19 protein-coding genes are annotated in these 13,982 nt (G+C 36.1%); all 19 read left to right on the forward strand.

Annotated features, from left to right (window positions below; genetic code table 11):
* The first annotated feature begins 50 nt into the window (after nt 1-50).
* Entirely contained in the window at nt 51-836 is a 786-nt protein-coding gene (locus tag MKY00_RS08865) for a lytic transglycosylase domain-containing protein (protein WP_016717078.1), read from the forward strand.
* A 62-nt stretch (nt 837-898) separates the two neighbouring features.
* Nucleotides 899-1,123, forward strand: a complete 225-nt coding sequence (locus MKY00_RS08870) for a flagellar motor switch protein FliN (RefSeq protein WP_000775712.1) — start codon at nt 899-901, stop codon at nt 1,121-1,123.
* Between the two features lie 14 nt (nt 1,124-1,137).
* Nucleotides 1,138-2,124 (forward strand): flagellar motor switch protein FliM, encoded by a 987-nt coding sequence (gene fliM / locus MKY00_RS08875; protein ID WP_016717079.1) that lies wholly within the window; start codon nt 1,138-1,140, stop codon nt 2,122-2,124.
* 10 nt (nt 2,125-2,134) lie between these two features.
* Nucleotides 2,135-2,494 carry a flagellar motor switch protein FliN gene (gene fliN, locus MKY00_RS08880; RefSeq protein ID WP_000680025.1) on the forward strand — a complete coding sequence of 120 codons (360 nt, stop codon included), beginning with the start codon at nt 2,135-2,137 and terminating at the stop codon, nt 2,492-2,494.
* Nucleotides 2,495-2,506: 12 nt separating this feature from the next.
* Nucleotides 2,507-2,827 (forward strand): hypothetical protein, encoded by a 321-nt coding sequence (locus tag MKY00_RS08885; RefSeq protein ID WP_000121170.1) that lies wholly within the window; start codon nt 2,507-2,509, stop codon nt 2,825-2,827.
* The gene (locus MKY00_RS08890) at nt 2,824-3,582 is read left to right on the forward strand and encodes a flagellar type III secretion system pore protein FliP (RefSeq protein WP_001220586.1); all 759 of its coding nucleotides are present in this window, start codon (nt 2,824-2,826) and stop codon (nt 3,580-3,582) included. The genes MKY00_RS08885 and MKY00_RS08890 overlap by 4 nt, the downstream gene beginning before the upstream one ends.
* Nucleotides 3,583-3,615: 33 nt before the next feature.
* Nucleotides 3,616-3,891: a flagellar biosynthetic protein FliQ gene (locus tag MKY00_RS08895; protein WP_001098085.1), complete on the forward strand. Its 276-nt coding sequence runs from the start codon at nt 3,616-3,618 to the stop codon at nt 3,889-3,891.
* Nucleotides 3,892-3,906: 15 nt separating this feature from the next.
* The gene (locus MKY00_RS08900; protein WP_001055716.1) at nt 3,907-4,668 is read left to right on the forward strand and encodes a flagellar biosynthetic protein FliR; all 762 of its coding nucleotides are present in this window, start codon (nt 3,907-3,909) and stop codon (nt 4,666-4,668) included.
* A 10-nt stretch (nt 4,669-4,678) separates the two neighbouring features.
* Nucleotides 4,679-5,725 (forward strand): flagellar type III secretion system protein FlhB, encoded by a 1,047-nt coding sequence (gene flhB / locus MKY00_RS08905; protein WP_001030107.1) that lies wholly within the window; start codon nt 4,679-4,681, stop codon nt 5,723-5,725.
* Nucleotides 5,726-5,748: 23 nt separating this feature from the next.
* On the forward strand, nt 5,749-7,815 hold the full coding sequence (gene flhA / locus MKY00_RS08910) for a flagellar biosynthesis protein FlhA (RefSeq protein ID WP_000472544.1): 2,067 nt from the start codon (nt 5,749-5,751) through the stop codon (nt 7,813-7,815).
* 14 nt (nt 7,816-7,829) lie between these two features.
* Nucleotides 7,830-9,140, forward strand: coding sequence for a flagellar biosynthesis protein FlhF (flhF, locus tag MKY00_RS08915; RefSeq protein WP_016717080.1), 1,311 nt, complete (start codon nt 7,830-7,832; stop codon nt 9,138-9,140).
* A 42-nt stretch (nt 9,141-9,182) separates the two neighbouring features.
* The gene (locus MKY00_RS08920; protein WP_001013941.1) at nt 9,183-9,956 is read left to right on the forward strand and encodes a flagellar basal-body rod protein FlgG; all 774 of its coding nucleotides are present in this window, start codon (nt 9,183-9,185) and stop codon (nt 9,954-9,956) included.
* 122 nt (nt 9,957-10,078) lie between these two features.
* Nucleotides 10,079-10,789 (forward strand): alanyl-tRNA editing protein, encoded by a 711-nt coding sequence (locus MKY00_RS08925; RefSeq protein ID WP_016717081.1) that lies wholly within the window; start codon nt 10,079-10,081, stop codon nt 10,787-10,789.
* Between the two features lie 16 nt (nt 10,790-10,805).
* Nucleotides 10,806-11,642 carry a TrmB family transcriptional regulator gene (locus MKY00_RS08930; RefSeq protein ID WP_016717082.1) on the forward strand — a complete coding sequence of 279 codons (837 nt, stop codon included), beginning with the start codon at nt 10,806-10,808 and terminating at the stop codon, nt 11,640-11,642.
* Nucleotides 11,635-12,360, forward strand: a complete 726-nt coding sequence (locus MKY00_RS08935) for an AzlC family ABC transporter permease (protein WP_016717083.1) — start codon at nt 11,635-11,637, stop codon at nt 12,358-12,360. The genes MKY00_RS08930 and MKY00_RS08935 overlap by 8 nt, the downstream gene beginning before the upstream one ends.
* Nucleotides 12,351-12,662, forward strand: coding sequence for an AzlD domain-containing protein (locus tag MKY00_RS08940; protein ID WP_016717084.1), 312 nt, complete (start codon nt 12,351-12,353; stop codon nt 12,660-12,662). The genes MKY00_RS08935 and MKY00_RS08940 overlap by 10 nt, the downstream gene beginning before the upstream one ends.
* A gap of 62 nt (nt 12,663-12,724) precedes the next feature.
* The gene (locus tag MKY00_RS08945; protein ID WP_016717085.1) at nt 12,725-12,895 is read left to right on the forward strand and encodes a DUF3951 domain-containing protein; all 171 of its coding nucleotides are present in this window, start codon (nt 12,725-12,727) and stop codon (nt 12,893-12,895) included.
* Nucleotides 12,896-12,982: 87 nt separating this feature from the next.
* The gene (locus tag MKY00_RS08950; protein WP_001118328.1) at nt 12,983-13,567 is read left to right on the forward strand and encodes a TetR/AcrR family transcriptional regulator; all 585 of its coding nucleotides are present in this window, start codon (nt 12,983-12,985) and stop codon (nt 13,565-13,567) included.
* Nucleotides 13,560-13,958 (forward strand): DUF5367 family protein, encoded by a 399-nt coding sequence (locus MKY00_RS08955; RefSeq protein WP_016717086.1) that lies wholly within the window; start codon nt 13,560-13,562, stop codon nt 13,956-13,958. Before MKY00_RS08950 ends, MKY00_RS08955 begins: the two co-directional genes overlap by 8 nt.
* Nucleotides 13,959-13,982: the final 24 nt, after the last annotated feature.

Raw genomic sequence — 13,982 nt, forward strand, 5'->3', positions numbered from 1 at the left:
CGAAAAAACTCTAATATTAGATTATCTTTGTTTACCGAAAAGGTGATATTATGGTAATTGGAAATATAGTAAAAGAAGTACTTGCATATAAAAAAGGACAGTTTCAGCAAAAGTTAAGTAGTCCGGAGGCGTTCGTGAGTAGTCGTTTTCAAGAGAAGTTGCAAAGCGAGCCTATGAAGGAGACGAAGGCTACGACGCAACCGGCAAAAGTAGAGGATATGAGTCAGCCAGTACAATCTACGAAAATAGAAGCGGTTGCGAATAAACCAGCAGAGTCTATTCATAAAGTAGAAGAAGCGAGTCAGCCGGAAGAAAAGCCTGAAACGAAGAAAGTTGATGAAGTGCAAGGTGCGCAAAAAGAGTTTGAACGACGTTTCCCGGAAACGAAAAATGAGGCTGTTGATACGTGGGGATTAACGAAGAAGTATAATATTCAAAAAATACGTTCTTCAAACGAAGGGAAGTATGAGGATATTATAGATAGAGTAAGTCGTACATACGGAATTCCGAAAACGTTAATTCAAAAAATGATTGAAGTAGAGTCTAATTTTAATCCGAAAACGGTGTCACATGCAGGGGCGATGGGACTTATGCAGCTTATGCCGGCAAATGTGAAAGAGATGGGTATAAAAAATCCATTTTCACCAGCTGAAAGTATTGAAGGCGGCGTGAAAGAGTTAAGCGGTTATTTAAAGAAAAATAACGGTGACTTAGTTTTAGCGCTTGCTTCTTATAATGCTGGTCCTGGTAATGTGAGAAAGTACGGAGGCGTACCTCCATTTAAAGAAACGCAAGGATATATTAAAAAAATATTAAATATCGACGTTTCAAAATAAGAGATTTCATTATATAGAGAGAATATGAAATTTTCGTGAACATGATATGGGAGTTGGCTAGATTGAAATTACAAGATGATATTCCGTTAACAATTTATTTTGAAATCGGAAATACGAAAAAGAAAATTGAAGATCTGCTTCATATTACGAAAGGTACATTGTATCGTCTTGAAAATTCAACAAAAAATACGGTGCGTCTTATGCTTGAGAATGAAGAGATTGGAACCGGGAAGATTTTGACGAAGAATGGAAAAATGTACGTTGAAATCGTTGAATTGAAAAGGTAGGGAAGGGGATTTTCATGAGCGGCGATAAATTAAGCCAAGAGCAAATTGATGCCCTGCTGAAGGCGGTAAATGAAGGCGAGGAAATGCCAGCTTTCGCACAAGAAGCAGGGAAGCAAGATAAATTTCAAGAGTATGATTTTAATAGACCGGAGAAGTTCGGTGTTGAACATTTACGTAGTTTGCAAGCGATTGCTTCTACGTTTGGAAAACAGACGTCACAGTCGTTATCTGCGCGTATGCGCATTCCAATTGAACTAGAGCCTTCGACAGTGGAGCAAGTTCCATTTACGAGTGAGTATGTGGAGAAAATGCCGAAAGATTATTATTTATATTGTGTCATTGATCTCGGACTTCCAGATCTTGGAGAAATTGTTATTGAGATTGATTTAGCATTTGTTATTTACATTCATGAGTGCTGGCTTGGCGGGGATAGTAAGCGTAACTTTACGATGCGTAGACCGTTAACTGCATTCGAGTTTTTAACGCTTGATAATATTTTTGCGCTTTTATGCAAAAATTTAGAGCAATCGTTTGAAAGTGTTGTGGCAATTAAACCGACATTTGTAACGACAGAGACAGATCCGAATGCACTTAAGATTACGACAGCGAGCGATATTATTTCATTACTGAACGTAAATATGAAAACGGATTTTTGGAATACGACAGTTCGTATTGGGATTCCGTTCTTATCTGTTGAAGAAATTATGGATAAGTTAACGTCTGAAAATATTGTTGAACATTCTTCAGATAAACGTAAAAAGTATACGTCTGAAGTGGAAGTGAAAGTAAATCAAGTGTATAAACCAGTTCATGTTGCCATTGGTGAGCAGAAGATGACGATGGGCGAGATTGAACAAATTGAGGAAGGCGATATAATTCCGCTCCATACGAAAGTTTCGGATGAATTGCTTGGTTTTGTAGATGGAAAGCATAAATTTAATTGTTTTATTGGAAAAGATGGAACGCGTAAGGCGCTCTTATTTAAAAGTTTTGTAGAGTAGGAGGATCCATATGAAGCATGAAGTATCTCCTGTGTCATTAATGGGGTTAGAAGAATTTGCAGGAAAGCGAAATGAAGCAAGTAAAGCACATATTGATACTGTTTCAGATATTTCGATTGAACTTGGTGTAAAGCTTGGGAAAACATCTATTACGCTCGGTGATGTGAAACAGTTAAAAGTGGGTGATGTTCTAGAAGTAGAGAAAAACTTAGGACATAAAGTAGATGTGTATTTAAGTAATATGAAAGTCGGCATTGGAGAAGCGATCGTAATGGACGAGAAGTTCGGTATTATCATTTCTGAAATTGAAGCTGACAAGAAGCAAGCTGCGCTTATGAAAGCGCAAAGTCAAATGCAAGATAAAGAGTAGAGGAGGAGTCATATGTCGTATATGACGACCTTATTTCAAGTCGTTTTACTGTTTGGTGCGCTCGGCTACGGTGCATATTTTATGACGAAAAAGACGCGCAAACAGCAGTTTTTTAAACAAGGTGAAAATGGCCACATTCAAGTGAAAGACGGCGTTTATTTAAATCATCAAACGAGCGCCTTTTTATTTGAAGTAGATGGCAAGCAAGTGTTCACTGTTATTAGTAATAACGGTGTACAATCTGTGCAATTAACAGGAACAGGAAATCAGTTTCAACAAGCGCTAGAAGACGCGGTGAAGAGTGAAACGAAAAAAGTAGAGGATCCATCATGAGAATAAAGAAACAGTTATCATTATTAGCCGTTATTTTCGTATTTTCTATCGTTTTTTCAATTATTTTTGTAAATCCAGCGTATGCAGCCCAAAACGGTTTTATTAATTTCGAAAATGGAAAAGAGTTTACGAGTAATTCAAGTGTACAATTATTTGCGCTCGTTACCCTTTTATCATTATCTTCATCTATCGTTCTATTATTTACACATTTTACTTATTTTATGATTGTTCTTGGGATTACACGTCAAGGACTTGGGGTAATGAATTTGCCACCGAACCAAGTGCTCGTTGGACTTGCCTTATTTTTATCACTCTTTACGATGCAGCCTGTTCTTGGGCAGCTAAAGAGCGATGTGTGGGATCCGATGACGAAAGAGAAAATAACGGTAAGCCAAGCTGCGGAAACGACAGCGCCGATTATGAAAGAGTATATGTCAAAGCATACGTATAAGCATGATTTAAAAATGATGCTGAAAGTGCGCGGAGAAGAATTACCGAAAGATTTGAAAGATCTTTCCTTATTTACGCTCGTACCATCCTTTACGTTAACGCAAATCCAAAAGGGATTATTAACAGGGATGTTCATTTATTTAGCGTTTGTATTTATAGATTTGATTATTAGTACACTTTTAATGTACCTCGGGATGATGATGGTACCGCCGATGATTTTAAGTTTACCGTTTAAAATACTCGTTTTCGTATATTTAGGTGGATATACAAAAATCGTCGACATTATGTTTAAAACGGTCGCCTGAAGCGTTTGATGCTATGTGATAGGAGTCATATAAATGAATACGTCACCAATTATAGATATTTTTCAAACCTTTTTTTATAAAGGGGTTATGATTTTAATGCCGGTTGCCGGCGTAAGTATGATTGTCGTTATTATCATCGCTGTTATTATGGCGATGATGCAAATTCAAGAGCAAACGCTGACGTTTTTACCGAAAATGGCGAGTATTGTACTCGTTATTATCATTTTAGGTCCTTGGATGTTTCAAGAGTTAACGACGCTTATTTTAGATTTATTTGATAAAATTCCATCGCTATTGCGTTCGTACTAAGATAGGTGAACTGAAATGAATATGGAATTATGGGCGGCGACGTTTTTTGCGTTTTGCCGCATTACTTCATTTTTATATTTTTTACCGTTTTTCTCTGGTCGATCTATTCCAGCTATGGCGAAGGTTACAGTTGGACTTGCCCTTTCCATAACAGTTGCCGATCAAGTTGATGTCTCTCACATAAAGACAACTTGGGACGTTGCAGCTTATGCAGGTACGCAAATTGTAATTGGATTATCACTTTCAAAAATTGTAGAAATGCTGTGGAACATTCCAAAAATGGCTGGGCATATTTTAGACTTTGATATCGGTTTATCACAAGCAAGTTTGTTTGATGTAAATGCAGGCTCACAGTCTACTTTACTATCAACCATTTTTGATATATTTTTTCTCATTATTTTTATTTCACTTGGCGGCATTAATTATTTCGTTGCCACGATTTTAAAGTCGTTTCAATATACAGAGGCGATTTCAAAATTGTTGACGACTAGTTTTTTAGATAGTCTACTCGCAACGTTATTATTTGCGATTACATCAGCGGTTGAAATTGCACTTCCGCTTATGGGAAGTTTATTCATCATTAACTTTGTTTTAATTTTAATCGCAAAAAACGCTCCGCAATTAAACGTTTTTATGAATGCATATGTGATTAAAATTACGTGTGGTATTTTGTTTATTGCGATGAGTGTACCGATGCTCGGTTATGTGTTTAAAAATATGACGGATGTATTGCTTGAGGAATATACGAAACTATTTAACTTTTTCTTAACGAAGTAGGGGGACGCACATGGCAAAGGATAATAAAACAGAAAAGGCCACCCCGCAGAAGCGTAAGAAATCGCGTGAAGAAGGGAATATTGCCCGGAGTAAAGATTTAAATAATTTATTTTCCATTCTTGTATTAGCAGTTGTCGTTTACTTTTTCGGAGATTGGCTCGGGTTTGAGATTGCCAATTCTGTATCGGTGCTGTTTGATCAAATTGGAAAAAATACAGATTCAACCGAGTATTTTTATATGATGGGGATGTTACTACTAAAAGTATCAGCACCTATATTAATACTCGTATACGCTTTTCATTTATTCAATTATATGATTCAAGTCGGTTTCTTATTTTCTTCTAAAGTGATTAAGCCGAAAGCGTCGCGTATTAACCCAAAAAACTATTTTACGAGATTGTTTAGTCGTAAAAGTTTAGTAGATATTTTGAAATCACTGTTTTATATGGGATTAATCGGTTACGTCGCTTACGTGCTCTTTAAAAAGAATTTAGAGACAATCGTGAGTATGATTGGATTTAACTGGACTGCGTCACTTACTGAAATTATTAGGCAAATTAAATTTATCTTCTTAGCTATTTTAATTATATTAATCGTTCTTTCTATCATTGATTTTATTTATCAAAAATGGGAGTACGAACAAGATATTAAGATGAAAAAAGAAGAAGTAAAACAAGAGCATAAAGATAATGAAGGGGACCCGCAAGTAAAGGGGAAACGAAAAAACTTTATGCACGCTATATTGCAAGGGACAATTGCGAAGAAGATGGATGGCGCAACGTTTATTGTAAACAACCCGACTCATATTTCAGTCGTACTCAGGTACAATAAACACGTTGATGCAGCACCAATTGTCGTTGCAAAAGGGGAAGATGAGCTCGCTTTATATATACGAACGCTTGCCCGTGAACAAGAAATACCAATGGTGGAAAACCGTCCGCTTGCTCGTTCTTTATATTATCAAGTCGAGGAAGATGAGACGATTCCAGAAGATTTATACGTAGCTGTAATTGAAGTTATGCGCTATTTAATTCAAACGAATGAACTTGAAGTATAATAGCGCGTTTGGAGGAGATTTCTTTGTTTAAGATAGATTCTGCAAGAACCTATTTTTCTATCTTTTTAGCAGCGTCATTCGTAGTGGCGCTCTTAATTCCACTTCCACCATTTATACTTGATATCATTATCGTTTTTCTACTAAGTATGTCAGTGCTTATTTATATGCGAGCGACAAGTATTAACGAGTGGGATGAATTAAAGTCATTTCCGACGATGTTGTTATTAATCGGGATTTTCCGCGTATCGATTAACGTATCGACGACGCGAGCGATTTTGACAAACGGAAATGCCGGTCATGTTATTGAAGAGTTCGGCCAGTTCGTAATTGGCGGGAACTTATTAATTGGTATCGTTATTTTTACAGTATTAATTATATTCCAGTTTATCGTTGCAAACGGTGCATCTCGTACAGCTGAAGTTGCAGCTCGTTTTACACTTGATTCTTTACCAGGGAAACAAATGTCGATCGATGCTGATTTAAACCAGCGTATTATTTCAGAAAAAGATGCACAGGCGAAACGAAAAAAATTAAATATGGAAACAGAGTTTTACGGGGCGATGGATGGTGCCGGGAAGTTCATTAAAGGGGACGTTATTTTCGGGATTGTCATTTTATTCGTAAACATCATTTTCGGTTTAATTGTCGGAATGATGCAGCAGGGCATGAGCTTTGGTGAAGCGGCTCTTCATTACACGCAGTTAACTGTCGGTGATGGAATTGTAAACCAAATCGGTTCTTTAATGCTTGCGATTTCAACAGGTATTATTGTAACGCGTGTATTTGACGGTTCACCGGATACAGTAACAGAAGGTATCTTTAAAGAGTTATTAGCACATGAAGTCGTTGTATATGCGCTCGGTGGTTTATTTATCGCAATGGGTATTTTTACTCCGCTACCATTTCTACCGTTCGCACTCGTTGGTGGAACAATTATCTTCTTAGGAATTCGAAATAAAAATCGAATGAAGAAAGAAAAAGAAGATGAGCTTCAAAAAGAATTAGAAATGATTCAAGGCGAAGATGAGCAATTGCAACAAGTGGAAGATTCATTTGGCGTATTTACAGATAAATATCCAATTATTGTAGAACTAGGTTTAGATTTAGCGGCACTTGTAAAGCAGAAAATTAACGGGGAAACAGCTCGTGATAAAGTTGTTCTTATGAGGAAATCGATTATTACCGACCTTGGTATTAACGTTCCTGGAATTAACTTTAAAGATAATACGAGTTTTAGACCGCGCGGACGTTACATTATTCGCATTAAAGGTGCGAAGGCAGCTGAAGGTGTTTTGAAATCAGGTTACTTATTAGCGCTGAAAACACCAAATGTAATGGCCGATTTAGATGCAGAACCAGCGAAAGATCCGATTTTTGGCGAGGATGGATATTGGATTTTAGAACATATGGTACAAGATGCACAAATGAAAGGCTATCAAGTATTAGAGCCACTTAGCATATTAATTACACATTTAGATGTTGTCGTTAGACGTAACCTGCATGAGTTAATTCAGCGTCAACATGTAAAAGATTTAATTAACTCCCTTGAAAATGATAACGGCGTTTTATTAGAAGAGATTAAGAAGAAAGAAATCGACTTATCACTTGTTCAAAATGTTATTAAGCAATTGCTAAAAGAAGGTATTTCTATTCGTGATTTACCAACCATTATTGAAGGTATTATTGACGGAAAAGAAATTTATCAAAACCATGTTGATGGCGTAACGTCATTCGTCCGTGAATGTATTTCAAAAGTGATTTGTGAAAATGCGAAAAATCCTGACGGGAAAATATATGCGGCGCTCTTCTCAGATTCAATCGAGTTAGATGCAGACGTTGTGAACAATTCTTATCAAGGTTATTTATTAAACTGGGATTTAGATTTAGAAACGCGAGTCGTTGAACAAGTACAACGCGTATTGAAACAAGCGAGGTTAATGGGAAGGGAACCAGTATTATTAACGCGTAGAAAAGATTTCAGGTTTGCGATTGTAAGACTTCTTGAGCGTTATCAAGTAGAAGCGCAAGTACTTTGTATTAGCGAATTAGCACCAGAAATTGTTGTAGATCAAATTGCCTATATTGAATAGTAGGGGGTGAAGTAATGGAAAGTACAGAAAAGAAAGAAGCGTTAATGCGAATAAAAGCAGCTTCGAAAAATGAATTGTATCGAAAGTTATTTGACCAATATGGTACAGATTATTATTACGTTGTCGATGAAAGTGTAAAACGCAATATCCCGTTTTTTTGGAAAAAGAATTATGAAATGTTAGTTGCTTTTCCAGAGGATAAACAGGAAGAAGTGAACGAAGGCACAGCTCAATTTCATGAACAATTAATGGATGTTGTAAATGATTCTTCAGAACAAATTGTGAAGGCGAACGGAATTCAATCGGTACTGCACAATTTAGAAAACGTGACGACTCCTATGTCGTACGCGGCGATGCAAACAGGAAATAGTGAAGAATGGGCAAGAAAGAAAGAGAAACTATTAAAGCTGTTTGAAAAAGGTATCGTCGTTGTGAAACAGACGGAAGAAACGAAAGTAACGAAAAAGCAAAAAGCTGTGAAAAAAGTCGTTCCCGTCAAAAAAGAAGAAGTGGTTGTAAAAAAAGAAAAGCAAGAATCTGTACCATTTATTATTCAAAAAGTAATTCGCATGCTAGAACAAAACGATGTAGAACAATACTTCATTCATGCATATGCTGAAAAGTTAAAAGTGAAGTTTGAGAATGCAACGATGATTACAGAAGAAGAAGTAATCGAATATATATTGGAAGATATGAGCTCTCATTTCAATACGGAAAATGTATTTGAAAAAGAAGTACAAACAATTGCATTAATCGGTCCAACTGGTGTTGGAAAAACGACGACACTTGCGAAAATGGCGTGGCAGTTTCACGGTAAGAAAAAAACGGTTGGTTTTATTACGACCGACCATTCTCGCATTGGGACAGTTCAGCAACTGCAAGATTACGTAAAGACAATTGGATTTGAAGTAATCGCTGTGCGTGATGAAGCTGCAATGACAAGAGCACTTACGTATTTTAAAGAAGAAGCGCGCGTCGATTATATTTTAATTGATACAGCTGGGAAAAATTATCGTGCGTCAGAAACTGTAGAAGAAATGATTGAAACGATGGGACAAGTAGAGCCAGATTATATTTGTTTAACGTTATCAGCTTCGATGAAAAGTAAAGATATGATTGAAATCATTACGAACTTTAAAGATATTCATATTGATGGTATCGTCTTTACGAAATTTGATGAAACGGCAAGTAGTGGGGAATTGTTGAAAATTCCAGCAGTATCATCAGCCCCCATTGTATTAATGACAGACGGACAAGACGTAAAGAAAAACATACATATCGCTACAGCGGAACATTTAGCGAAACAAATGTTGCAAACATCATAGAAAAGAGGTGAAGAATAAGGCAATTGCCTTATTCAATCGAGTATGAACGGTCTTTATATAGGTTCAATGGGTATGATGAATTACATGCAGCGCATTAATGTTCATTCGAATAACGTTGCAAATGCCCAAACGACAGGATTTAAAGCAGAAAATATGACTTCTAAAGTATTTGATGTACAAGACACATATCGCCGCGGTGACGGAGCTGTAACAAATATTGGCTCAGTCGATTACGCTGTAGTACCAGCCGCAACGCATGTGAACTTAGTACAAGGAAATATACAAATGACAAATAGTGCTACAGATTTCTTTTTAGATGACGGTGCAAACGGTACAACATCATTTTTCGTTACATCTAAAAACGATGAAACGTTTTTAACGAGAGATGGTAGTTTTACAATAAATAGTGATCGTTACTTGCAAACATCATCTGGTGCTTTTGTTATGGGAGAAAATAATGAACGTATTCGTATTCCTGAGGGAGCAAAGGTAGCTGTACAAGCAGATGGTACATTATATGATGAAGTAACACAAAATAATATTGCTCGCCTGCAAACAAAAACAGTAGATGCAGAAGCGAATAATCGTCTTGTGCAACGAGAGAACAAAAGCTTTACACTAGCAGAAGGAAATATTGCTGATTTACCGAACGGAACAGGCTTAGTAAAAAACCATATGCTAGAAAATTCAAATGTAGATATGACGAAAGAGATGGCAGATCTAATGACAGATCAAAGAATGATTTCAGCATCACAACGCGTTATGACTTCATTTGATAAAATTTATGAAAAAGAAGCAAATGAAATATTGAGATAGGGGACTTCCGTTAGCGGAAGTCTTTTTTATTTCTGTTTTAAATTTCAGAATTATCAATTGACTTTGTGGAGCTTCTTTTTTATATTAGTAGGTATAACTATAACTACTAAAGAGGTGAGAGTATGACAACGGCATTATATTTAGAAGATGCATACAAAACGAGTTGCGAAACAGAAGTGATAAAAGTAGAAGGAAATAAAGTATATGTAAAAGAAACAGTTTTTTATCCAACTGGTGGAGGGCAGGAATGTGATACGGGTGTCATTGTACAAGATAGGTCTGTATTTGAAGTTGAAAAAGTAAAGAAGGAGCAGGGAGAAATAGTTCACTATATAAAAGATGGAGCTCAAGTAAATTTAGGTCCAGTTAAATTAGAGATTAATTGGGAAAGACGTCATAACTTAATGCGTCATCATTCTTTACTGCATCTTATCGGAGCTGTCGTTTATGAAAAGTATGGAGCTCTATGCACTGGAAATCAAATCTATCCTGACAAAGCACGTATCGATTTTAATGAGTTACAAGAGTTATCGAGCGTGGAAGTAGAAGAAATTGTTAAGGAAGTGAATAAACTTATTAAACAAAATAAAGAAATTTCCACTCGTTATATGAGCCGCGAAGAAGCAGAAAATGCTGTAGGAATGATTAAAACAGCCATAAACCTCCTGCCAACTACTATACAAGAAATCCGCATTGTTACAATTGAAAATTTAGACGAACAAGCTTGTGGAGGCACACATGTGAAAAATACGAATGAAATAGGAACACTTGTTATTGATAAAGTAAAAAGTAAAGGTAAGCAAAATCGTCGCTTTGAAGTTAGAGCGATTTAGATTGTGAGGAGTACTAATGGATGAAATTATAAAGGAATTACAAAAGCTAGGTTTTTCCCAGTACGAATGTAAAGCGTATATTGGACTACTAAAACATTCCCCAGTAACTGGGTATGAAGTGAGTAAACAAACAGGAGTACCTCGTTCTATGATTTACGAGGTACTAGGTAAGTTAATGGATAAAGGAGCAGTACATATTGTACCTTCTGAACCAGTTAAATATGTACCAGTACCAGCTACGGAATTAATGAATCGAATGCGAAAAGACTTTGAAAAATCCTTTGAATTTTTAGATGAGAAATTAAATGGTTTAGAACAAGAGCGACAAATAGATGTAATTTCGCATATTCGCTCAAATGATCGTGTTTTGAAGGAAATATGCAATATAATTAATAGAGCGAAGGAAGAGTTATGGATTTCTGTATGGGAAGATCAAGTGCATGAAATTGAGCCATACATTCATCAAAAGGAAGAGGAAGGAGTACATATATTTTCAATCTTATTTGGCGCTCCAGAAACAAAAATAGGAGCGACGTTTCACCATAATTATATGATGCCCCACGTTGTTGAAAAGAGAATGGGTGGTCATTTAACTGTAATCGCACGTGACGGGGAAGAAGTATTAATTGCGAACTTCTCAAATGATAGCACTTCATGGGCTGTTACAACGTATGACCCAGCTCTAGTTCTCGTTGCTACAGAGTATGTGCGGCACGATATTATGGTTGAAGAAATCACGCAGGAATTTGGAGCTGATAAGTTAGATACGTTATGGCGTGAAAATATAGATTTAGTTCATGTCGTAACAGGAAAACGAACTTTAGAAGGAATGGAGGATGATACGGATGAGTAAAGCTCAGGCACATGTAGCTTTGCAAAGCGATGATACATTTCAGCAAGGAGTAAAAGATTGTTTACCAACTGTATTTGGTTATTTAAGCATCGGTATAGCAGCTGGTGTAATTGCAAAAACAGCAGGTTTCTCCATTATTGAAATTGCGTTTATGTCCACTTTAATTTATGCAGGTTCTGCCCAATTTATATTAGCTGGTATGTATGCAGCTGGTGCACCTGCTTCAGCAATCATTTTCACCGTCTTTTTTGTTAATTTACGCCACCTTCTAATGAGTGCTGCGCTTGCACCGTACTTTACGAAACTGCCTCTATTTAAAAACTTACTAATTGGTTCTCAAATTACAGATGAAACGTTCGGCGTTGCAGTACAGCATGCTGCGCAAAAAGGATATTTAGGCGAAAGATGGATGATTGGGCTAAATGTAACGGCTTATTTAAATTGGATCCTTGCTACTATTATCGGCGGGCTATTTGGTGAATGGATACCAGATCCGCATACGTACGGTATGGATTATGCATTACCAGCAATGTTTATCGGGTTATTTGTACTTCAGCTCATAAGTAGTAAACCGAAGTTAGCAATTCATCTTACTGTTGCAATTGTAGCAATTATCATCGCATATGTTTCACACTTATTTATGCCAGATAGTATAGCGGTTATTATCGCAACACTACTAGCTGCGACGATTGGAGTGGTGATTGAAAAATGGAAATGAGATTAGATATAATATTACTTTTATTAGCAGCAGGAGCTGTCACACTCGTGCCACGTATTTTACCTCTACTCGTATTTAGTAAACTACAAATTCCAGACTGGGGTTTAAAATGGTTAAATTACATACCAATCGCGATATTAGCAGCACTTTTAGCGCAAGTTTTATTTATGCATGAGACGATGCAGTGGGATTACCTGATCGCAGCAATTCCAACATTTCTTGTAGCGATATATACTCGTAGTTTATTAGGTACAGTATTAACGGGTGTGATTGTGATTATTTTGTTACGTTTCTTTTTCTAAAAAGGATTACGCTCATATAATAGCGAAAGGTGTAATAACATGAAAAATATAGGGGTGGTGTTATGATACTTTTAACGATAGGAGCAATTTTGTTAACGTTGTTTATTTTCTTTATTATCGGCTTCATTACGTTTATGATGTTTGTTGATAAGGCGACACCTCAAATTTATTACACACCTTGTGAATCAGTGACAGTGAAAGCTAAAGGTAAAAATAGAAGGAAGAAAAGTTGAAAGTTGACTTTTCTTTCTTTTGTTTTATCTGATTTTTCTGTATAATTTAAGTTAGTTATCCAACTAACTTAAAAGGTGGTCATAGAAGTGGCAAAACCAAATGTTGTTAATAAAGAGAATTTACTACAAGCAGCAAAAGAAATTATTGCAGAGCATGGGATGGAAAAGTTGACATTAAAAGCAGTTGCAGAGAGTGCTCAAGTTACACAAGGTACCGTATATTATCATTTTAAAACGAAAGATCAATTATTACTGGAAGTAACTGAATCGTTTTGTAAAGCGTCGTGGGAACAACTAGGAAAGGATGTACAGTTAGAAAAGGCTTTGCAGTCTGCCGAAAGTAGATGTGTGAAAGATTCAATGTATCATCATTTGTTTTTTCAATTAGTAGCTAGTGGATTACAAAATGATGCGATGAAAAATAAAATTGGTGGATTGTTACATTATGAAAACCAAGAATTAACAAGAGTGTTAAATAAAAATATAGGAGGTACAATGACATCTCAAATTTCAACTGAAACGTGGAGCATTTTATGTAATGCATTAATTGATGGATTGGCATTGCAAGCCTTATTCAATCCATCTTTTTCTAGCGACAAAGTATATGGTGATTTGCACCTGTTATTGGAAAAGTTCATAGAGCTACAAAAGGGAGGTAATGGTAGTGAATAATAAACTTTGGCTCACTATTTTATTTTCTATCGGCGTTTGGTTTTTTGCCTCAGCGTTCTTCATTATTTTCGGTTCTTCTGTTTTATTGGAATACACTTCAAGTAGATTTTTTCTACAATTAACGTTTCTTGAATTAGGAACGGCTATAGCTTTATACTTTGTAATGTGGCTATACAAAAAACTAGATACTACGAAATATGCAGTTATTAAGTTAGGTATATGCGGTACAGCAATCGGTTTAATTTTAGATACTTACATTTTATATAATTCTTCTAATCTATTCTCACAATTCTCCTCACAGCAAATTATGTCATTTACCATTTGGATGGCGATTGCTTACGCTCTTTATTTAATAATTCCTTTCGTTATGGAACGAAAAAGACTGTTATAAAGAGGATTTTTATCCTCCTTATAA

Origin of the sequence: Bacillus sp. FSL R9-9834, from assembly GCF_038006905.1 — a bacterium.
GTDB lineage: Bacteria > Bacillota > Bacilli > Bacillales > Bacillaceae_G > Bacillus_A > Bacillus_A pacificus.

Coding starts and splice junctions, on each gene's coding strand:
- MKY00_RS08920 (WP_001013941.1), top strand. CDS start 9,183: ATGAACGGTCTTTATATAGGTTCAATGGGTATGATGAATTACATGCAG.
- MKY00_RS08925 (WP_016717081.1), top strand. CDS start 10,079: ATGACAACGGCATTATATTTAGAAGATGCATACAAAACGAGTTGCGAA.
- MKY00_RS08930 (WP_016717082.1), top strand. CDS start 10,806: ATGGATGAAATTATAAAGGAATTACAAAAGCTAGGTTTTTCCCAGTAC.
- MKY00_RS08940 (WP_016717084.1), top strand. CDS start 12,351: ATGGAAATGAGATTAGATATAATATTACTTTTATTAGCAGCAGGAGCT.
- MKY00_RS08900 (WP_001055716.1), top strand. CDS start 3,907: ATGAATATGGAATTATGGGCGGCGACGTTTTTTGCGTTTTGCCGCATT.
- fliM (WP_016717079.1), top strand. CDS start 1,138: ATGAGCGGCGATAAATTAAGCCAAGAGCAAATTGATGCCCTGCTGAAG.
- MKY00_RS08945 (WP_016717085.1), top strand. CDS start 12,725: ATGATACTTTTAACGATAGGAGCAATTTTGTTAACGTTGTTTATTTTC.
- MKY00_RS08895 (WP_001098085.1), top strand. CDS start 3,616: ATGAATACGTCACCAATTATAGATATTTTTCAAACCTTTTTTTATAAA.
- fliN (WP_000680025.1), top strand. CDS start 2,135: ATGAAGCATGAAGTATCTCCTGTGTCATTAATGGGGTTAGAAGAATTT.
- MKY00_RS08885 (WP_000121170.1), top strand. CDS start 2,507: ATGTCGTATATGACGACCTTATTTCAAGTCGTTTTACTGTTTGGTGCG.
- MKY00_RS08935 (WP_016717083.1), top strand. CDS start 11,635: ATGAGTAAAGCTCAGGCACATGTAGCTTTGCAAAGCGATGATACATTT.
- flhB (WP_001030107.1), top strand. CDS start 4,679: ATGGCAAAGGATAATAAAACAGAAAAGGCCACCCCGCAGAAGCGTAAG.
- MKY00_RS08890 (WP_001220586.1), top strand. CDS start 2,824: ATGAGAATAAAGAAACAGTTATCATTATTAGCCGTTATTTTCGTATTT.
- MKY00_RS08865 (WP_016717078.1), top strand. CDS start 51: ATGGTAATTGGAAATATAGTAAAAGAAGTACTTGCATATAAAAAAGGA.
- flhF (WP_016717080.1), top strand. CDS start 7,830: ATGGAAAGTACAGAAAAGAAAGAAGCGTTAATGCGAATAAAAGCAGCT.